Source organism: Citrobacter sp. MGH103, assembly GCF_001034475.2.
Lineage (GTDB): Bacteria > Pseudomonadota > Gammaproteobacteria > Enterobacterales > Enterobacteriaceae > Citrobacter > Citrobacter freundii.
Window position 1 is genome coordinate 485,569 of the sequence record NZ_CP073043.1, and the last position, 19,120, is coordinate 504,688.

The 19,120-nt window shown below is 52.2% G+C and carries 24 protein-coding genes; 13 read left to right on the forward strand and 11 right to left on the reverse strand.

Features of this window, described 5'->3' with window-relative positions; translation table 11 throughout:
• Positions 1 to 18: 18 nt before the first annotated feature.
• From rpoN to SK33_RS02410, 7 genes are read right to left on the reverse strand one after another with little or no spacing between them, the layout of a single operon-like run.
• Entirely contained in the window at positions 19 to 1,452 is a 1,434-nt protein-coding gene (rpoN, locus tag SK33_RS02380; protein WP_048218723.1) for an RNA polymerase factor sigma-54, read from the reverse strand.
• Between the two features lie 46 nt (positions 1,453 to 1,498).
• The gene (gene lptB, locus SK33_RS02385; protein WP_003025073.1) at positions 1,499 to 2,224 is read right to left on the reverse strand and encodes an LPS export ABC transporter ATP-binding protein; all 726 of its coding nucleotides are present in this window, start codon (positions 2,222 to 2,224) and stop codon (positions 1,499 to 1,501) included.
• A 6-nt stretch (positions 2,225 to 2,230) separates the two neighbouring features.
• Positions 2,231 to 2,779, reverse strand: a complete 549-nt coding sequence (lptA, locus tag SK33_RS02390; RefSeq protein ID WP_003025070.1) for a lipopolysaccharide ABC transporter substrate-binding protein LptA — start codon at positions 2,777 to 2,779, stop codon at positions 2,231 to 2,233.
• Entirely contained in the window at positions 2,748 to 3,323 is a 576-nt protein-coding gene (gene lptC, locus SK33_RS02395; protein WP_003025068.1) for an LPS export ABC transporter periplasmic protein LptC, read from the reverse strand. The genes lptA and lptC overlap by 32 nt, the downstream gene beginning before the upstream one ends.
• Positions 3,320 to 3,886 (reverse strand): 3-deoxy-manno-octulosonate-8-phosphatase KdsC, encoded by a 567-nt coding sequence (gene kdsC / locus SK33_RS02400; protein WP_003025065.1) that lies wholly within the window; start codon positions 3,884 to 3,886, stop codon positions 3,320 to 3,322. The genes lptC and kdsC overlap by 4 nt, the downstream gene beginning before the upstream one ends.
• 20 nt (positions 3,887 to 3,906) lie before the next feature.
• Positions 3,907 to 4,893, reverse strand: a complete 987-nt coding sequence (gene kdsD / locus SK33_RS02405; protein ID WP_003025063.1) for an arabinose-5-phosphate isomerase KdsD — start codon at positions 4,891 to 4,893, stop codon at positions 3,907 to 3,909.
• 13 nt (positions 4,894 to 4,906) lie between these two features.
• Complete coding sequence (locus tag SK33_RS02410; protein ID WP_048218720.1) at positions 4,907 to 5,884, reverse strand: calcium/sodium antiporter; 978 nt, start codon at positions 5,882 to 5,884, stop codon at positions 4,907 to 4,909.
• A gap of 215 nt (positions 5,885 to 6,099) precedes the next feature.
• Here SK33_RS02410 and mlaF point away from each other — a divergent pair, with 215 nt between their 5' ends.
• From mlaF to murA, 7 genes are all read left to right on the forward strand, one after another.
• Entirely contained in the window at positions 6,100 to 6,900 is an 801-nt protein-coding gene (gene mlaF, locus SK33_RS02415; RefSeq protein ID WP_003025057.1) for a phospholipid ABC transporter ATP-binding protein MlaF, read from the forward strand.
• A 19-nt stretch (positions 6,901 to 6,919) separates the two neighbouring features.
• Entirely contained in the window at positions 6,920 to 7,702 is a 783-nt protein-coding gene (mlaE, locus tag SK33_RS02420; protein ID WP_003025053.1) for a lipid asymmetry maintenance ABC transporter permease subunit MlaE, read from the forward strand.
• Positions 7,703 to 7,706: 4 nt separating this feature from the next.
• Positions 7,707 to 8,264, forward strand: a complete 558-nt coding sequence (mlaD, locus tag SK33_RS02425) for an outer membrane lipid asymmetry maintenance protein MlaD (RefSeq protein WP_003025050.1) — start codon at positions 7,707 to 7,709, stop codon at positions 8,262 to 8,264.
• Between the two features lie 18 nt (positions 8,265 to 8,282).
• The gene (gene mlaC, locus SK33_RS02430) at positions 8,283 to 8,918 is read left to right on the forward strand and encodes a phospholipid-binding protein MlaC (protein WP_003025047.1); all 636 of its coding nucleotides are present in this window, start codon (positions 8,283 to 8,285) and stop codon (positions 8,916 to 8,918) included.
• Positions 8,918 to 9,211, forward strand: coding sequence for a lipid asymmetry maintenance protein MlaB (gene mlaB / locus SK33_RS02435; protein ID WP_003025045.1), 294 nt, complete (start codon positions 8,918 to 8,920; stop codon positions 9,209 to 9,211). Before mlaC ends, mlaB begins: the two co-directional genes overlap by 1 nt.
• Before the next feature lie 169 nt (positions 9,212 to 9,380).
• Entirely contained in the window at positions 9,381 to 9,635 is a 255-nt protein-coding gene (gene ibaG / locus SK33_RS02440) for a BolA family iron metabolism protein IbaG (RefSeq protein ID WP_003025040.1), read from the forward strand.
• 53 nt (positions 9,636 to 9,688) lie between these two features.
• A complete protein-coding gene (gene murA / locus SK33_RS02445) occupies positions 9,689 to 10,948 on the forward strand; it encodes a UDP-N-acetylglucosamine 1-carboxyvinyltransferase (RefSeq protein ID WP_003839949.1) in 1,260 nt (419 codons plus the stop codon).
• 56 nt (positions 10,949 to 11,004) lie between these two features.
• On the opposite strand, the gene sfsB is transcribed toward murA, so the two are convergent.
• Positions 11,005 to 11,289, reverse strand: a complete 285-nt coding sequence (gene sfsB / locus SK33_RS02450; protein WP_003839952.1) for a DNA-binding transcriptional regulator SfsB — start codon at positions 11,287 to 11,289, stop codon at positions 11,005 to 11,007.
• A gap of 221 nt (positions 11,290 to 11,510) precedes the next feature.
• On the reverse strand, positions 11,511 to 12,482 hold the full coding sequence (ispB, locus tag SK33_RS02455) for an octaprenyl diphosphate synthase (RefSeq protein WP_003839953.1): 972 nt from the start codon (positions 12,480 to 12,482) through the stop codon (positions 11,511 to 11,513).
• A gap of 258 nt (positions 12,483 to 12,740) precedes the next feature.
• On the opposite strand from ispB, the gene rplU reads away from it, so the two are divergent.
• The 4 genes from rplU (at position 12,741) to cgtA (ending at position 15,610) form a co-directional block, all read left to right on the forward strand.
• Positions 12,741 to 13,052, forward strand: a complete 312-nt coding sequence (rplU, locus tag SK33_RS02460) for a 50S ribosomal protein L21 (RefSeq protein ID WP_003025032.1) — start codon at positions 12,741 to 12,743, stop codon at positions 13,050 to 13,052.
• A gap of 19 nt (positions 13,053 to 13,071) precedes the next feature.
• Positions 13,072 to 13,329, forward strand: coding sequence for a 50S ribosomal protein L27 (rpmA, locus tag SK33_RS02465; protein WP_003025030.1), 258 nt, complete (start codon positions 13,072 to 13,074; stop codon positions 13,327 to 13,329).
• Positions 13,330 to 13,456: 127 nt separating this feature from the next.
• On the forward strand, positions 13,457 to 14,422 hold the full coding sequence (locus SK33_RS02470) for a DMT family transporter (RefSeq protein ID WP_003025028.1): 966 nt from the start codon (positions 13,457 to 13,459) through the stop codon (positions 14,420 to 14,422).
• A 15-nt stretch (positions 14,423 to 14,437) separates the two neighbouring features.
• On the forward strand, positions 14,438 to 15,610 hold the full coding sequence (gene cgtA / locus SK33_RS02475) for an Obg family GTPase CgtA (RefSeq protein WP_003025024.1): 1,173 nt from the start codon (positions 14,438 to 14,440) through the stop codon (positions 15,608 to 15,610).
• Positions 15,611 to 15,715: 105 nt separating this feature from the next.
• On the opposite strand, the gene dacB is transcribed toward cgtA, so the two are convergent.
• Positions 15,716 to 17,149, reverse strand: coding sequence for a serine-type D-Ala-D-Ala carboxypeptidase (gene dacB / locus SK33_RS02480; RefSeq protein WP_003025021.1), 1,434 nt, complete (start codon positions 17,147 to 17,149; stop codon positions 15,716 to 15,718).
• Positions 17,150 to 17,397: 248 nt separating this feature from the next.
• On the opposite strand from dacB, the gene greA reads away from it, so the two are divergent.
• Positions 17,398 to 17,874: a transcription elongation factor GreA gene (gene greA, locus SK33_RS02485; RefSeq protein WP_003025019.1), complete on the forward strand. Its 477-nt coding sequence runs from the start codon at positions 17,398 to 17,400 to the stop codon at positions 17,872 to 17,874.
• Between the two features lie 153 nt (positions 17,875 to 18,027).
• Here the strand turns inward: greA and yhbY are convergent, their stop codons facing one another.
• Positions 18,028 to 18,321 carry a ribosome assembly RNA-binding protein YhbY gene (yhbY, locus tag SK33_RS02490; protein WP_048218929.1) on the reverse strand — a complete coding sequence of 98 codons (294 nt, stop codon included), beginning with the start codon at positions 18,319 to 18,321 and terminating at the stop codon, positions 18,028 to 18,030.
• A 125-nt stretch (positions 18,322 to 18,446) separates the two neighbouring features.
• Between yhbY and rlmE the strand changes: the two genes are divergently transcribed.
• Entirely contained in the window at positions 18,447 to 19,076 is a 630-nt protein-coding gene (gene rlmE, locus SK33_RS02495; protein ID WP_003025015.1) for a 23S rRNA (uridine(2552)-2'-O)-methyltransferase RlmE, read from the forward strand.
• Positions 19,077 to 19,120: the final 44 nt, after the last annotated feature.

The following is a 19,120-nucleotide window of genomic DNA, read 5'->3' on the forward strand; positions in this document are numbered from 1 at the left end:
TCTTCCTTATCGGTTGGGTCAGACCAGCTGTTTGCGCTGGTTAGACGGCGGAATGGATAAAGACTCTCGGTACTTCGCAACGGTGCGGCGTGCCACCATGATACCCTGTTCTGACAGCATAGAGGTTAACTTGCTGTCACTCAGTGGTTTCGCGGGGTTTTCCGCAGCAATTAATTTCTTCACCAGCGCACGGATCGCCGTGGATGAGGCTTCGCCTCCACCTTCAGTGTTAACGTGACTGGAAAAGAAATACTTCAATTCAAAAATGCCGCGCGGACTGTGCAGATACTTTTGCGTGGTCACACGGGAAATGGTCGATTCGTGCATCTCGACGGCCTGGGCGATATCCGCCAGCACCATCGGTTTCATAAACTCTTCGCCTTGCTCAAAGAAGGCTTGCTGTTGTTCAACGATGCAACGACTTACGCGCAGCAGTGTATCATTGCGGCTTTCCAGGCTTTTAATCAGCCACTTCGCATCCTGTAGATTGCTACGGATAAACTGACTGTCGGCATCGTTGCGCGCGCTATTGCACATAGCGGCGTAGTGCTGGTTAATCTGCAGTCGTGGGATGCTGTCGCTGTTGAGTTCGACCACCCAGCGATCGTTATGCTTACGCACCAGCACATCCGGAATAACGTATTCTGGGTCGCCAGTCTGGATCGACTGCCCAGGCCTTGGATCCAGTGACTGAATAAGATTGACGGCTTCTTTTAGCACGTCTTCTTTCAGTCGGGTCACACGCATCAGCGTGCGGAAGTCATGGTTGGCTAACAGATCGAGATGATCGCTGATGATCAGGCGCGCTTCTTCCAGCCACGGTGTGGCTTTATCAAACTGCGAAAGTTGGATCAGTAAGCAGTCGCGGAGATCTTTAGCGGCCACGCCGACGGGATCAAAGCGCTGAACGCGTTTAAGCACGGCTTCGATTTCGTCCATACCGACGTCGTCATCGCCCATGCTTTCGAGAATATCGTCCAGGGTCACGGTGAGATAACCGGTTTCGTCTACCGCATCCACAATGGATGTCGCAATGGCGCGATCGGTATCCGAGAACGGGGTCAGTTCCACTTGCCACATCAGGTAATCCTGTAGTGATTGCGTGGTCTCACCTTGATACACAGGCAGCTCGTCGTCGATGTAATCTCCGCTGGTGCCCGAAGGCGTCCCGGCGGTATAAATTTCATCCCAACTGGCATCGAGTGGCAGCTCCTCAGGCATCTCTTTTTGTTCGAGAGCATCAGCGGTGTCGAGGGTTTCGCTGTCCTGTTTTTCCTGGGTATCAATTTCGTCGTGAAGATCGGTTTGCTCGAGCAGTGGGTTACTTTCCAGCGCTTGCTGAAGTTCTTGCTGAAGTTCCAGCGTGGACAGCTGCAACAGACGGATAGCCTGTTGTAGCTGAGGCGTCATCGCCAGTTGTTGGCTAAGCCTGAGTTGCAAACCTTGCTTCATGTTCAGAGTTGTTTTCTCCTGCGGTGACGTGAAGTCTTCTACCCTATCAGAGTCTGAAGTCTTCCCCAAGGTATACGCGCTTAACGTGCTCATCCTGCAGTATTTCTGTTGGCGTGCCGTGCGCGATCAGGTGCCCCTGACTCACGATATAGGCGCGCTCACACACTGCCAGCGTTTCGCGGACGTTATGGTCGGTAATCAGCACGCCAAGGCCGCTGTCGCGCAGGTGTTCGATGATCCGTTTGATATCAATAACGGAAATCGGGTCAACACCGGCAAACGGTTCATCCAGCAGGATAAATTTCGGATTAGCGGCCAGTGCGCGGGCGATCTCCACGCGGCGTCGTTCACCACCGGAGAGCGACTGCCCCATACTGTCACGCAGGTGCTCGATGTGGAATTCTTCCATCAGCTCGTTGGCGCGATCTTCCCGCTGCTCGCTGGTCAGATCGTCACGAATTTGCAGTACCGCCATCAGGTTATCAAACACGCTCAGGCGACGGAAAATCGATGCTTCCTGCGGTAAGTAGCCGATGCCGCGACGCGCGCGCGCATGCAGAGGCAGCAGGCTGATGTCTTCGTCATCAATGATAATGTTACCCGCATCGCGCGGGACAATGCCGACCACCATGTAAAAGGTTGTTGTCTTGCCTGCACCGTTAGGACCGAGCAGACCGACGATCTCCCCGGAGTTGACGGTCAGACTGACATCTTCCACCACACGACGGCCTTTATAGGCTTTTGCAAGGTTCTTTGCAGTTAATGTTGCCATAACGAATCAGTTACCTTTTTTCTCTGCCGGAGCCTTGTTTTTGTCCTGCAACTGCGACGGAACCAGAACGGTGGTGACGCGTTTGCCTTTATCGCTGAAGGCCTGCATTTTCTGCTCTTTTACCAGATAGGTGATCTTATCGCCCGTGATGTTGCTATCGAGCTGTTCCAGATACGCCTTGCCGGTTAGCACGACAAAGTCTTTCGCCAGTTCATAGTGCATCTGCGAGGCGCGGCCTTTAACCGGTTTACCGTTGTCCTGCATCTGGTAAAACGTCGCTGGATTGCCATAGCCGTCAATCACTTCCTTGCCGTCTTCGCCGCCAGGACGGGTCACGACGACTTTATCGGCGTTAATTTTGATGGTGCCCTGAGTCACAATCACGTTGCCAGTAAACGTTACCACGTTGCCCTGCATATCCAGGGACTGCTGGTCCGACTCAATGTGAATCGGCTGCTCGGTATCGCCGGTGACGGCAAATGCCGGAATGCTGGCGGCCAGAAGTGAGCTGGCAAGTACAAGATTAAGGCTGAGTTTGTTTGTTTTGGATTTCATATGAGGTTCTAACCTTTTCAATCAGCTCGGCGTTCTTGCTGCGTAAGTTGCCGCGCATCTTCAGTCCGCTGGAGTTAAATGTTGTGCCATACAACGTCACCAGATCATCGGAAGTGACATCTTGTGTCACCAGGTTAATCTGCGCGTTATCGGTCGTAATTCTGCGTAGTTGAGAGTCAGGCACCAGGGCGTTAACCTCAACATGGCCGTACAGATACAGCATCCGATCGTTGGTCAATTTGGCTTTATCGGCCTTGATCGTCCAGGTCGGTACTTTATCCTTATCAAATGTGGTTAATACTGGTTGAGTAAACCACGAAACCGCTTGTTCCGAATAATATTCAACGTGTTGTGCGATCAAGTGATAGCTCAGCGCGCCTTCCGGACTATACACGACGGTATCAGTATGTTCGCTCTTATAGGTTGGCTCGTTGTTATTGACGACGACCTGAGCGGTGTCCTCTTTGTCTGCCAGATTAATACCAATCATCACAAGGACAGCCAGCGACAGTAGAATGATAACCCAACGTCTGGTTTTGCTCATATCGATTGCCCTTTGGCCTCGTCCAGTTTGCCCTGCGCCAGGAGTAATAAATCGCAGACTTCACGCACAGCGCCACGTCCCCCATTAATACGGGTGACATAATCGGCCCGCGGGATCAGCAAAGGGTGGGCATCTGCCACCGCGACGCTCAATCCCACTTGTGCCATCACCGGCCAGTCGATCAGGTCATCGCCAACGTAGGCGACATTCTCCGGCGCGATCGCCAGTTTGCTAAGGAGATCGCCAAAAGCAACCAGTTTGTCTGACTGTCCCTGATACAGGTGGGTGATCCCCAAAGTGGCACAGCGATCTTCTACAAGTTTAGCCTTTCGTCCGGTAATAATGGCAACCTCAATACCGGAAGTGAGCGCACAGCGAATTCCGTAACCATCGCGGACGTTAAAAGCCTTCAGCTCTTCACCGTTGTTGCCCATATAAATCAGACCATCAGACAGTACGCCATCCACATCCAGGATCAGCAAACGGATGTTTTCTGCCCGGGTGATAACGTCTGCGCTGACGGGTCCATAACAGGTCGCAAGCGACGCACCTGCTTTACTCATTTTCGTTATCCTTGAGTTTCTTACACTACACCTGCACGTAGCAGATCATGCATATGTAACACACCGAGTAACTGGTCGCCATCAGCAACCATTACCGAGGTGATATGGCGGGACTGCATTAAGTTCAGGGCATCGACGGCAAGAATACCCGGACGCACGCGAATGCCTCCAGGGGTCATCACATCGGCAATGCCTAACTGGCGTACATCAACGCCCATATCGAAGACACGACGTAAATCACCATCGGTGAAAATACCGTCAATCTTCATGGCATCATCGCAAATGACGGTCATGCCGAGATTTTTACGCGTGATCTCAATTAAGGCGTCACGCAGGCTGGCGTTTTTGGTTACATGCGGGATCTCGTCGCCCGTATGCATAATATCGTTAACGCGCAGTAAAAGCTTACGGCCCAGTGCGCCACCGGGATGAGACAATGCAAAATCTTCCGCGGTAAAGCCGCGCGCTTTTAATAATGCCACCGCAAGGGCATCGCCCATCACCAGTGTTGCTGTCGTGCTGCTGGTCGGCGCCAGGCCTAACGGACAAGCTTCCTTGGGCACTTTAACACACAGATGCACATCTGCTGCACGCGCCATACTGCTTTCCGGACGACCGGTCATGCATATAAGCGGTACATGAAGACGTTTTAATACCGGGATCAGCGCCGCTATCTCATTGGATTCACCGGAGTTAGAGATGGCGATGACCACATCCTGCGGCGAGACCATACCCAGATCGCCATGTGCAGCTTCGCCTGGGTGTACAAAAAATGAGGGGGTGCCGGTGCTGGCAAATGTGGCTGCCATTTTCCGCCCGATATGGCCGGATTTCCCCATTCCCATCACCACGACTTTGCCCGGGCAACTGAATATTTTCTCGCATGCCAGGGTAAAATTTTGGTTGATGTACTGATCAAGCTCCGCCAGGCCTTCACGTTCAATTGCCAGGACTTCCTTGCCTGCTTGCTGAAAGTCAAAACCCGGTTGCAACTCTAAGTGCGACATAATGCGTTTCCAGTTATCCAACGAGAAGTGGCGATAACCAATACAGCATCGCCAGCCATATGATAAAACCGCCGGTCAGCAGCGCGCCCGCGCCGCGACCAATCTGGCGCGGACGTCGCCAGCAGAGTAATGCAAAAATAACGCTCACCAGCAGCATGACGCTGTAGTCCCGGACGAAGGCCATCGGATTGACTTCGCCCGGCGTAATCAGCGCCGGTAGCCCGAGGACGATAACAATATTAAAAATGTTCGCGCCGATAATGTTACCGACGGCAATATCGTTTTCACCTTTACGCAGACCCGCAATCGCCGTTGCCAGTTCCGGCAGGCTGGTACCAATGGCGACCACCGTCAACCCGATGGTGAGTTCGCTCATGGCGAAATAGTTCGCCAGTACGGTAGCGTTATCTACCACCATACGCGTAGCCATAGGCATAATAATCAGCGCAATACCCAACCACAAAAATGCGACGGGTAACCCGCCTTCGCGCGGCAGCTCAGCTATCTGCTCGCGTGTCAGGCTGTCATTGCCTTGTCGCTCGGCCAGACGAGCGATTTTAACAATGAATAGCATCCATAGCACGGCCAGGAGCAGAAGAAAGAAACCGTCGCTGCGGCTCAACTGCCCGTCATACAGGACGGATGCAGCTAAAATACTTACCAGCAACATTAGCGGTAATTCACGACGCAGAACATCAGAATGCACGGTAAAAGGATGAATCAGCGCCGACAGGCCTAAAATAAGCAGAATGTTGGTGATGTTAGAACCTATGGCGGTCCCGACAGCCAGATCGAGTTGCCCATTCATCGATGCGGCAACGGAGACAATGATCTCGGGTAACGACGTACCAATGCTGACCACGGTCATTCCGATGATAATGGGTGGAATACCGACGTTTCGACATAAAATGGATGCGGCAAATACCAGACGGTCGGCACCGTAGACCACCAGAAGTAAACCAATTATTAACAGCGCCGTCGCTAAAAGCATCTAAAGTCCTTTCTTCAGGTATACTCGCCGGTCCTCTTGAAGGATCTTCTGGAAGCCGTAACGAAGTCTTAATTTTGACTTTATGCGGCTAAAAAGTAAAACAAATGCCAGCTTTCGCTAACCAGGACAGGCAATAATCTGTAAATATGTTGAGTTCAGGGCTAAATTGAGCGCCAAACTCTTCGATCAACAAGGCAATAGTAAAGGATGAATCAATGGGGCAGTCTGTGGCGAATCTAGTCGATATGCGCGATGTCAGCTTTTCCCGGGGCGACCGCTGCATCTTTGATAATATTTCCCTGACGGTACCGCGCGGTAAGGTGACGGCAATCATGGGGCCATCAGGCATCGGCAAAACGACGCTGTTGCGTCTGATTGGCGGACAGATCTCACCGGATAAGGGCGAGATTCTGTTTGACGGTGAGAACGTCCCGGCCATGTCCCGTTCGCGTTTATTTACCGTGCGTAAGCGCATGAGTATGCTGTTTCAGTCAGGTGCGCTATTTACCGACATGAATGTGTTTGACAACGTTGCGTACCCTCTGCGCGAGCATACGACGTTGCCAGCGCCGTTGCTGAAGAGCACAGTGATGATGAAGCTCGAGGCCGTCGGCCTGCGGGGTGCGGCCAAATTAATGCCTTCTGAATTATCCGGTGGGATGGCGCGCCGCGCTGCGTTAGCGCGTGCTATCGCGCTGGAGCCTGACCTCATTATGTTTGATGAGCCGTTCGTCGGTCAGGATCCCATCACCATGGGCGTGCTGGTGAAGTTGATTTCAGAACTGAACAGCGCGCTGGGTGTCACCTGTGTGGTGGTATCCCATGATGTGCCTGAAGTACTGAGTATTGCGGATTACGCCTATATAATGGCGGACAAAAAAATAGTGGCCTACGGTAGTGCTCAGGCGCTACAAGAAAATGCCGATCCGCGCGTACGCCAGTTCCTTGACGGCATTGCCGATGGACCGGTTCCGTTCCGTTACCCGGCGGGTGACTACCATATCGATTTACTCTAAACAGGGAGTTAAGCCACCCATGTTGTTAAATGCGCTGGCATCACTCGGACACCGAGGAATAAAAACCCTCAGGACGTTCGGGCGAGCCGGATTAATGTTGTTCAATGCGGTTGTCGGCAAACCGGAGTTTCGCAAACATGCGCCGCTGCTGATACGCCAGCTTTATAATGTCGGTGTCTTATCGATGCTGATCATTATTGTGTCAGGCGTATTCATCGGTATGGTGTTGGGATTGCAGGGATACCTGGTGCTGACGACCTACAGTGCGGAAACCAGCCTCGGTATGCTGGTGGCGCTGTCATTGTTACGTGAGCTGGGGCCGGTTGTTGCGGCACTGCTGTTTGCCGGGCGGGCCGGATCGGCCTTAACTGCAGAGATTGGTCTGATGAGAGCGACCGAGCAGCTTTCCAGCCTGGAAATGATGGCCGTCGATCCACTGCGCCGGGTGATCTCTCCGCGTTTTTGGGCCGGTGTCATTTCATTGCCGCTGCTAACGATTATATTTGTCGCCGTGGGGATCTGGGGTGGTTCACTGGTTGGCGTAAGCTGGAAGGGTATTGATGCGGGCTTTTTCTGGTCGGCTATGCAAAATGCCGTCGACTGGCGTCTGGACCTGGTCAACTGTCTGATTAAGAGCGTGGTGTTCGCCATTACGGTCACCTGGATTGCATTGTTCAATGGTTATGATGCGATCCCGACCTCTGCCGGGATTAGCCGGGCAACGACACGCACCGTTGTGCACGCCTCTCTTGCCGTTCTGGGGCTGGATTTTGTGCTGACCGCACTGATGTTTGGGAATTGAGTTCATGCAAACGAAAAAAAATGAAATTTGGGTCGGGTTATTCCTGCTGGTTGCGCTGCTGGCTGCGCTGTTTGTCTGCCTGAAGGCGGCGAACGTTACCTCAATGCGTACTGAACCGACTTACACGATTTATGCGACCTTTGATAATATCGGCGGCCTGAGAGAGCGTTCTCCGGTGCGGATTGGCGGGGTGGTAGTTGGACGCGTATCGGACATCTCGTTAGATCCGAAAACGTACCTGCCGCGCGTGACGCTGGAAATCGAATCGCGTTTTAACCATATTCCTGACACCAGTTCTCTGAGCATCCGTACTTCCGGTCTGCTGGGCGAACAGTATCTGGCATTGAACGTGGGTTTTGAAGATCCTGAGCTGGGAACGTCTATCCTCAAAGATGGCGGTACGATTCAGGACACGAAATCCGCGATGGTGCTGGAAGATATGATTGGTCAGTTCCTTTACAACAGCAACAGCAAAGGTGATGACAATAAGAATTCTGGCGATGCGCCAGCCGCGACTGAAGGCAATAATGAAGCCACTACGCCTGCGGGCGCAACGAAATAATATCAGGAGAATCGACGTATGTTTAAACGATTGATGATGGTGGCTATGCTGGTGATTGCTCCACTTAGCGCGGCAACCGCAGCAGACCAGACTAACCCGTACAAACTGATGGATGAGGCGGCGCAAAAGACCTTTGACCGTCTGAAAAACGAGCAACCAAAAATCCGTTCCAACCCCGATTACCTGCGTCAGGTCGTCGATCAAGAACTGCTGCCTTATGTGCAGGTTAAGTATGCCGGTGCGCTGGTACTGGGTCGTTACTACAAAGATGCGACTCCTGCCCAACGTGAAGCCTATTTTGCTGCATTCCGTGAATATCTGAAGCAGGCTTACGGCCAGGCACTGGCGATGTACCACGGCCAGACCTATCAGATTGCCCCTGAGCAGCCGTTGGGTGATGCGACCATCGTACCTATCCGCGTAACCATCATCGATCCAAACGGTCGTCCTCCGGTACGTCTGGATTTCCAGTGGCGTAAAAACTCCCAGACCGGTAACTGGCAGGCGTATGACATGATCGCCGAAGGCGTAAGTATGATCACCACCAAACAAAATGAGTGGAGCGACCTGCTGCGTACCAAAGGTATTGATGGCCTGACGGCACAGCTGAAATCTATTTCTCAGCAGAAAATCACGCTGGAAGAGAAAAAATAATGACGCAGTCACTCACCTGGACGCGCGAAGGCGACAAGCTGGTGCTGGTGGGAGAGCTGGATCAGGACGTGTTAAATCCCTTATGGGATGCGCGAATTGAGGCGATGAAAGGGGTATCCTGCATCGATCTGAACCAGGTATCCCGGGTAGATACCGGCGGTCTGGCGTTACTGTTGCATCTGATTAATCAAGGCAAGCAGCAGGGAAACAGCGTTTCGCTCACTGGTGTTAACGATAAAGTGTACACGCTGGCGCAGCTTTACAATCTGCCTGACGACGTCCTTCCGCGTTAATTTTTCCAGGCCGGATAAGGTCTTGTGCCGCTATCCGGCAAAACCCCCGAGGGGGATCTGCCACTAAAGCCTTGTCTGATTTATCAGCGAGGCTTTTTGCTTATTTATGACAGCGCCACTTTGCTCTAAGATGTTGGGCTGTTTTCACTATCTGACGAATGAAGAGCCCATGGAAAATAATGAAATTCAGAGCGTGCTGATGAATGCACTCTCCCTCCAGGAAGTCCACGTTTCTGGCGACGGCAGTCACTTTCAGGTTATTGCCGTGGGTGAGATGTTTGAAGGCATGAGCCGGGTCAAGAAGCAGCAATCGGTCTATGGCCCGTTGATGGAGTACATTGCGGATAACCGCATTCATGCCGTGTCGATTAAGGCGTTTACCCCAGCGGAATGGGCGCGCGATCGCAAACTTAACGGTTTTTGAGCTACGGGTGATGTGCCGGTAGCGAAGATAAATTCTTAACAGAGAACAGAATAATGGATAAATTTCGTGTTCAGGGGCCAACCAAGCTCCAGGGCGAAGTCACAATTTCAGGCGCTAAAAACGCCGCACTGCCGATCCTGTTTGCGGCGCTGCTGGCTGAAGAACCTGTAGAGATCCAAAACGTCCCGAAACTGAAGGACGTTGACACATCAATGAAGCTGTTGAGCCAGCTGGGTGCGAAAGTTGAGCGTAATGGTTCCGTGCACATTGATGCGCGTGATGTGAACGTCTTCTGTGCGCCGTACGATCTGGTGAAAACCATGCGTGCATCCATTTGGGCGCTCGGGCCGCTGGTTGCCCGCTTTGGTCAGGGCCAGGTTTCACTGCCGGGCGGCTGCACCATCGGCGCGCGTCCGGTTGACCTGCACATTACCGGTCTGGAGCAGTTAGGCGCGACTATCAAGCTGGAAGAAGGCTATGTGAAAGCGTCCGTTGATGGCCGTCTGAAAGGCGCGCATATTGTCATGGACAAAGTGAGCGTCGGTGCGACTGTCACCATCATGTGTGCAGCAACGCTTGCCGAAGGCACCACCATCATCGAAAACGCTGCGCGCGAGCCGGAGATTGTGGATACCGCGAACTTCCTGATTGCGCTGGGCGCGAAGATCACTGGCCAGGGCACCGATCGTATTACGATCGAAGGCGTTGAGCGTCTCGGCGGCGGTGTGTATCGCGTTCTGCCAGACCGCATCGAAACCGGTACCTTCCTGGTGGCGGCGGCAATTTCTCGTGGCAAAATTATCTGCCGTAATGCACAACCGGACACACTGGATGCCGTTCTGGCGAAGCTGCGTGATGCGGGTGCGGATATTGAAGTGGGTGACGACTGGATCAGCCTTGATATGCACGGCAAACGTCCGAAAGCGGTCAATGTGCGTACTGCGCCGCATCCGGCGTTCCCTACCGATATGCAGGCCCAGTTCACGCTGCTGAACCTGGTGGCAGAAGGGACCGGCTTCATCACGGAAACCGTGTTTGAGAACCGCTTTATGCACGTGCCTGAGCTGAGCCGTATGGGCGCTCACGCAGAAATCGAAAGCAATACCGTGATTTGCCACGGCGTGGAAACACTCTCAGGCGCACAGGTTATGGCGACCGATCTGCGCGCATCTGCAAGTTTAGTGCTGGCAGGTTGTATTGCTGAAGGTACAACAGTGGTCGATCGTATTTATCACATCGATCGCGGCTATGAGCGCATCGAAGATAAACTGCGTGCGCTGGGCGCAAACATTGAGCGCGTGAAAGGCGAGTAATCGTCAACGTCTCTTGTAACCCCCAGTTCAGTTGGCCGGGGGTTACAGCTCAATGTTCATTCCGGATTCTTTTTCTCTCTGCGACTCCTCATCATCCGCGTTCTGTCGATGAACTCATGCGTTTTGGCATCGTGATAGCGTGACGGCCAAATCACCCAGGGATCAGTTCCCAGTGCCCGGGCGATAATCAACTCACCTTTTGGCCATGGTCTCGTTAACGCATTTGCCAGCGTTGATGAACTCAATCCATTTTTACGTGATTCAGCGGCCATTGAGGTCCCTTTCTTGCGCAGTCCGGCGATGATGTCGGCCGGATGCCAGTCAATCAGCTTGTTTTCCATAAATTCATCTCTCCTTTGGTTAACGACTTACGGTTCCACGATCGGTTGTGGCGACACTATAACGCCCGAAGAACGAATGTTCTAAAATGTTCATGTAAAGTGTGTGTATATTCAGAATATGCCAAGGTTCTGCGTGATTATCCGGAGGAGAGTGGGGGGGTACTAGAACTTATAAAAAAATCCCGTGCAGAGCACGGGATGAGGGAGGATGCTGTAGGGAATTAACGGTCGCGCTGTACGGCGATATGTGCCAGACCAATCAGCGCTTCTCTCCACGGCGTATCAGGCAGCACCTGCAACGCAGCGATGGCCTTATCAGCCTCTTCTTCTGCACGTTGGCGCGTCCACTCCAGGGAACCACAGGCGTTCATCGCTTCCAGAACCGGCTCCAGAAGGTGACGACCATTACCTTGCTCAATGGCCTGGCGGATCATTAGCGCTTGTTCTGGAGTACCGTGGCGCATGGCATGCAGCAGCGGCAGCGTAGGTTTACCCTCGTTGAGGTCATCACCGACGTTTTTACCCAGCTGCTCGCCATCTGCGCTGTAATCCAGCAAATCGTCAATTAACTGGAAAGCTGTACCGAGATAACGGCCATAATCCTGCAACCCTTTTTCTTGTTCTTCGCTACAGCCAGCCAGAATGCCTGAACATTGGGCTGCCGCTTCAAACAACCGCGCCGTCTTACTGTAGATGACGCGCATATAGTTTTCTTCGGTGATGTCTGGGTCGTTGACGTTCATCAGCTGCAAGACTTCACCTTCGGCGATGACGTTGACTGCTTTCGACATGACTTCCAGCACTTTCAACGAGCCAAGGCTGGTCATCATCTGAAATGCGCGGGTATAGATAAAATCGCCAACCAGCACGCTGGCCGCATTACCAAACGCCGCATTTGCCGTAGCTTTCCCACGGCGCATGTCTGACTCATCCACAACATCATCGTGCAGCAGGGTCGCTGTGTGGATAAACTCGATGAGGGCCGCGATCGTAACGTGCGCATTTTCCTGGTAACCAACGGCCCGCGCTGCGAGGACGGCGATCATTGGGCGAATGCGTTTTCCGCCGCCGCTAACGATGTAGTACCCCAGTTGATTGATCAACTGAACGTCAGAATTGAGCTGTTCAAGGATTGTCGCATTGACCCCCGCCATATCTTGCGCGGTTAACTCATTGATTTTTTCTAAATTCATCGCAAAAGCCGGGCTTCTCGCCCCGATTACCTTACTGTGTGAGAAGGTAACGTCGGGTTTAGGGTTATAAATATATGCTGATTGTACTGAAAAAACGCCGTAGATAAACGTTACCGTACGTGTTGTGTTTTTTTTCTTCATGTATTGACGGTAGCACTTGTCAAAGGCTCGCGTTTTGCGTAATATTCGCGCCCTATTGTGAATATTTATAGCGCACTCTGAATCATCAAAAAGGTGTGCGCGGAAGCGGAGTTTTTTATGTACGCGGTTTTCCAAAGTGGTGGTAAACAACACCGAGTAAGCGAAGGTCAGACCGTTCGCCTGGAAAAGCTGGACATCGCAACTGGCGAATCTGTTGAATTCGCAGAAGTTCTGATGATCGCAAACGGTGAAGAAGTCAAAATCGGCGTTCCTTTCGTTGATGGCGGCGTTATCAAAGCTGAAGTTGTTGCTCACGGTCGTGGCGAGAAAGTTAAAATTGTTAAGTTTCGTCGTCGTAAACACTACCGTAAGCAGCAGGGCCATCGTCAGTGGTTCACTGATGTGAAAATCACTGGCATCAGCGCTTAAGTTAAGGGGAGCAGATTAAATGGCACATAAAAAGGCTGGCGGCTCGACTCGTAACGGTCGCGATTCAGAAGCTAAACGTCTGGGCGTAAAACGCTTCGGCGGTGAAACAGTTCTGGCTGGTAGCATCATCGTTCGTCAACGTGGTACTAAATTCCACGCTGGCTCCAACGTTGGTTGCGGCAAAGACCACACTCTGTTTGCTAAAGCAGACGGTAAAGTGAAATTTGAAGTGAAAGGCCCGAAAAACCGTAAATTCATCAGCATCGTTGCTGAATAAGTTTTTCGCGTCCCGGTAACGGATAAAAGCCCCGCAACACGTTGCGGGGCTTTTTACATTCGACGGCCGGTAAATACGCTCGTCACGCCGTGACAACCCGGAAACGAGCCCTTGCAGGGAATACGGCATGAAGCAACAGGCAGGCATTGGTATTCTGTTAGCACTCACAACGGCAGTATGTTGGGGGGCTTTGCCAATAGCAATGAAGCAAGTGCTGGAGGTGATGGAGCCTCCTACCGTGGTGTTCTACCGTTTTTTAATGGCAAGCATTGGCCTTGGCGCTATTCTTGCGGTTAAAAAAAAGCTCCCTCCGTTGCGTATTTTTCGCAAAGCGCGTTGGCTGGTGTTGCTGGCTATCGCAACCGGTGGGCTGTTCGGTAACTTCATTCTGTTTAGTTCATCCTTGCAGTATTTGAGCCCAACGGCTTCGCAGGTTATCGGTCAGCTGTCACCGGTTGGTATGATGATCGCCAGCGTCTTTATCCTGAAAGAAAAGATGCGCGGCACGCAAGTAATTGGCGCCATTATGCTTCTGAGCGGCCTGGTCCTGTTTTTTAATACCAGTCTGATCGAAATTTTTACCCGACTCACCGATTACACCTGGGGCGTTATCTTTGGTGTCGGTGCGGCGATGGTTTGGGTGAGCTATGGGGTCGCGCAAAAGGTGTTATTGCGCCGCCTGGCATCACCGCAGATCCTGTTTTTACTGTACACTTTATGTACGATTGCGTTGTTGCCGCTGGCTAAACCCGGTGTCATCACGCAGCTCAGCGACTGGCAGCTGGCATGCCTGGTATTCTGCGGCCTGAATACGCTGGTAGGATACGGCGCTCTTGCGGAAGCGATGGCGCGTTGGCAGGCGGCGCAGGTGAGCGCTATTATCACGCTCACACCGCTGTTTACGTTGTTATTTTCAGATTTATTATCACTGGCCTGGCCCGATTTCTTCGCCAGACCGATGCTAAACCTATTAGGTTATCTCGGTGCGTTTATCGTGGTTGCGGGCGCGATGTATTCCGCCATTGGTCATCGAATTTGGGGCGGTTTACGTAAGCATGAAACGGTGGTTTCGCAACCCCGCTCAGGCGAATGATTTACGGAGAGTAAAATGAAGTTTGTTGATGAAGCATCGATTCTGGTCGTTGCAGGTGATGGCGGTAATGGTTGCGTCAGCTTCCGCCGCGAAAAGTACATCCCAAAAGGCGGTCCGGACGGTGGTGATGGTGGTGACGGTGGTGACGTTTGGCTGGAAGCCGACGAAAACCTGAACACACTAATCGATTACCGTTTTGAAAAATCATTCCGTGCGGAACGTGGTCAGAATGGCGCGAGCCGTGATTGCACCGGTAAGCGTGGCAAAGACGTCACGATTAAAGTGCCTGTTGGTACGCGTGTTATCGATCAGGGCACGGGCGAAACCATGGGCGACATGACCAAACACGGTCAGCGTCTGATGGTCGCTAAAGGCGGCTGGCATGGTCTGGGCAACACCCGTTTCAAATCATCGGTTAACCGTACTCCGCGTCAGAAAACAATGGGTACGCCGGGTGATAAGCGCGATCTGATGCTGGAGCTGATGCTGCTGGCAGACGTGGGTATGCTGGGTATGCCAAACGCCGGGAAATCGACGTTTATCCGTGCAGTATCTGCGGCGAAGCCGAAAGTCGCTGATTATCCGTTCACCACCCTGGTGCCGAGCCTGGGCGTGGTGCGTATGGACAACGAAAAGAGCTTCGTGGTTGCCGACATTCCGGGTCTGATTGAAGGTGCGGCTGAAGGCGCAGGCCTGGGTATCCGCTTCCTGAAGCATCTGGAACGTTGCCGCGTGTTGCTGCACCTCATCGATATCGATCCGATTGACGGTTCCGATCCGGTAGAAAACGCCCGTATCATTATTGGCGAACTGGAAAAATACAGTCAGGATCTGGCATCTAAACCGCGCTGGTTAGTGTTCAACAAAATTGATTTGATGGACAAGGCTGAAGCGGAAGAGAAAGCGAAAGCGATCGCCGAAGCGCTGGGCTGGGAAGGTAAATATTACCTGATCTCTGCCGCCAGCCAGCTGGGCGTGAAGGATCTTTGCTGGGATGTGATGACCTTTATCATCGAGAACCCGATTGTTCAGGCTGAAGAAGCGAAACAGCCAGAGAAAGTTGAGTTCATGTGGGATGATTATCACCGCCAGCAGCTCGCTGAAGTCGAAGACGAAGCGGAAGATGACTGGGATGACGATTGGGACGAAGAAGACGACGAAGGCGTCGAGTTCATCTACAAGCGTTAATCGCATGAAAAACCCCGGCCATGTTGCCGGGGTTATTGTTTTCAGGTCTCTCTGTAGGCCGGATAAGGCACGTTAGTGCCGCCATCCGGCAATCAAACTACCCATCTAATTGTTCTGATAAATATCCTTGTACAATCGGCTCTCGAAGCGCACCAACGGAATACGGCGATTACGCTGGTCAGCTGGCTCTACCGCATAACCAGACAAATACTGCACGAATGCCATGCGTTGGCCGCTTGCCGTGGTAATGAAGCCAGCAAGGTTATAGACTCCTTGCAGCGAGCCTGTTTTCGCCGATACTTTGCCATCCACACCAGCCTGATGCAGACCCGCACGGTATTGCAGGGAGCCGTCGTGCCCCGCCAGCGGCAGCATAGTGATAAAGTTCAGCTCGTTATCGTGTTGAGCGATATATTGCAGCACCTGCATCATGGTCGCCGGAGCAATCAGGTTATGCCGGGAGAGGCCTGAACCGTCGGCAATAATGGTGTTGCCGATATCAACGCCAGCCTGCTGACGCAAAATCTGGCGTACGGCATCAGAACCCGCCCGCCAGGTGCCTGGCACGTTAAATCGGGCATGACCAATCATACGGAAAACGGTATCGGCAATCATGTTGTCCGATTTTTTCAGCATAATCTTAAGCAGGTCATGCAGTGGCGCTGACTGCTTACTGGCGACCACCGTTCCCGGCTCGTTGACCAGCGTTTGGCGCAGCAGCGTACCGCTGTAGGTGATACCTGCTTGTTTTAGCTCATCTTTGATAATCGCCCCGGCATAGCTGGCTCCGTCTTGAATGGCGAACGCCAGCGGCAGCGGATCGGCTCGTTGGGGCAGGCATCCGGTCAGCGTATAGCGGTTGAGATCGCCGGGAACCACATCCAGTTCACAATATTGCGCTTCCGCAGAACCTCGGGCGAGAGTACGCACCTGACTGAACATGGTGACCGGGTAATAAGATGCCACGCGAATAAAGGCGAGATCGTTGGGTTTTTGCGCGCTGTAGAGTGAAACCGAGAAACAGTTTCTATCGACAATAGCCGCTGCGGGCGGTGCGCTAAAACACTGCGTCATGTCGTTCCAGGGCCAACCGGGCGCTTTATCATGACTGGCGAAAATAGAGGTATCGATCAGGACATTTCCGGCAATTTGCGTCACGCCTGATTTTTTCAGGGTTGCCACCATATTGCGAATATCCTGGCGTTTTAGCGTCGGATCAGCACCAAATCGTGCCACTAAGTCACCTTTCAATACGCCGCCTTCCACGTTGCCTTTAGTCTCAAGCGTAGTGGTAAAACGAAAGTCAGGCCCGAGCTGAATCAATGCCGCCAGCGCGGTGATCACTTTCTGGGTACTGGCCGGCAGCGCCATCTGCTGGCTATGAAAATCAATAGCGGGTGCAGGTGCGCCAACCTTCTGTACCATAAGGGCGAGGTTGGCCCCGGCAGGGAGCTGATTGATATACTCGTCGACGTTCGCAGCCTGAACACTGAACGCTATACTGGCAGTCAATCCGATGGTAAATCTGGAAAATCGCATAATCTCGCGCTAACAACCTGGAAACAGGCCGTCATACTACGGCGCAACGCCCCAAAAAGTAAACGATGACCCATAAGGAACTCCAGGGTAAAATGATCATCAAATAGAGAATTGTAGCTGACCTGGGACCTTGAGCCCCGGGTCGGTATTTTTTTGCTTCTGACTCTGGCATGACATTCGCCAGGGTGGGCTTAGCAGCCGGGGTGAGAGCAACTGCCCCCTACAGGAATGTTCAAGAGGTATAACAAATGCAAGCTATCCCGATGACCTTACGTGGTGCTGAAAAACTGCGCGAAGAGCTGGATTTTCTGAAATCTGTGCGCCGTCCTGAAATTATTGCCGCTATCGCTGAAGCGCGTGAGCACGGTGACCTGAAAGAGAACGCGGAGTATCACGCGGCGCGCGAACAGCAGGGTTTCTGCGAAGGACGCATTAAAGATATCGAGGCTAAACTGTCCAACGCGCAGGTAATCGACGTTACTAAAATGCCGAACAATGGCCGCGTTGTTTTCGGCGCGACGGTTACCGTGTTGAATCTTGATAACGATGAAGAGCAGACCTGGCGTATTGTCGGCGATGATGAAGCCGATTTTAAACAGAACCTGATTTCAGTGAACTCGCCTATCGCTCGTGGCCTTATCGGTAAAGAGCAGGATGACGTCGTGGTTATCAAAACGCCGGGCGGCGAAGTTGAATATGAAGTGACGAAGGTAGAATACCTGTAATTCGCATCTTGGTTAAGATGTTGATACATTGTAAAGAAAGGAAAAAGGCCGCATAGCGGCCTTTTATCAACGAAGAGAGCGTGGCATTTTGCTCTCCTGCTAGCGGAAAACCCCGCGTTTTACACAAACTTCGTGTGCAACTTTGGGATATTCTTAGCGTGGCAGCGAGATTTTACGTTCTTTAGTCGGGCGATACAGTACCAGCGTTTTGCCGATGACCTGCACATTACAGGCGCCGGTTTCGCGTACGATAGCTTCCACGATCAAGGTTTTAGTATCGCGATCTTCCGAGGCGATTTTCACCTTGATAAGTTCATGGTGCTCTAACGCTTGTTCAATCTCGGCCAGTACCCCTTCGGTCAAACCATTGTTGCCAAGCATAACTACAGGCTTGAGCTGATGTGCCAGACCTTTCAGGTGCTGTTTTTGTTTAGTACTCAGATTCATCGTATATTTTTGCTTACGTTGGGATTGAAAACGGGTCATTCTACCGCCATCTCCCATATATCACCAAATAGCTGTGTAGAAATTTACACCATTGGTTACGATGAACTGCCCTTTGGGAATGTGAAATGACAGGTAAAAAGCGTTCTGCCAGCTCGAGTCGCTGGCTTCAGGAACACTTTAGCGATAAATATGTTCAACAGGCGCAGAAAAAGGGGTTACGTTCCCGTGCCTGGTTTAAACTTGATGAAATACAGCAAAGTGACAAAATTTTTAAACCGGGGATGACGATAGTTGATCTCGGTGCTGCACCCGGTGGCTGGTCGCAATATGCAGTTACGCAGATCGGCAACACCGGCCGCATTATCGCTTGCGATCTTTTACCTATGGATCCAATCGTTGGTGTGGACTTCCTTCAGGGCGACTTTCGTGATGAATTAGTCCTGAAAGCGTTACTTGAACGCGTAGGTGACAGTAAAGTACAAGTTGTCATGTCTGATATGGCGCCAAATATGTGTGGAACACCGGCGGTGGATATTCCCCGGGCCATGTATCTGGTAGAGCTGGCGCTTGGAATGGCTCGTGATGTATTAGCGCCAGGTGGTAGTTTTGTAGTGAAGGTGTTCCAGGGCGAAGGCTTCGATGAGTATCTAAGAGAGATTCGCTCCCTGTTTACGAAGGTCAAAGTTCGTAAGCCGGACTCTTCTCGCGCCCGTTCGCGTGAAGTGTATATTGTAGCGACCGGGCGTAAACCATAACCGGCAGATTTCAAACGAAAGTTTGAAAGAAACTGGATATAGAG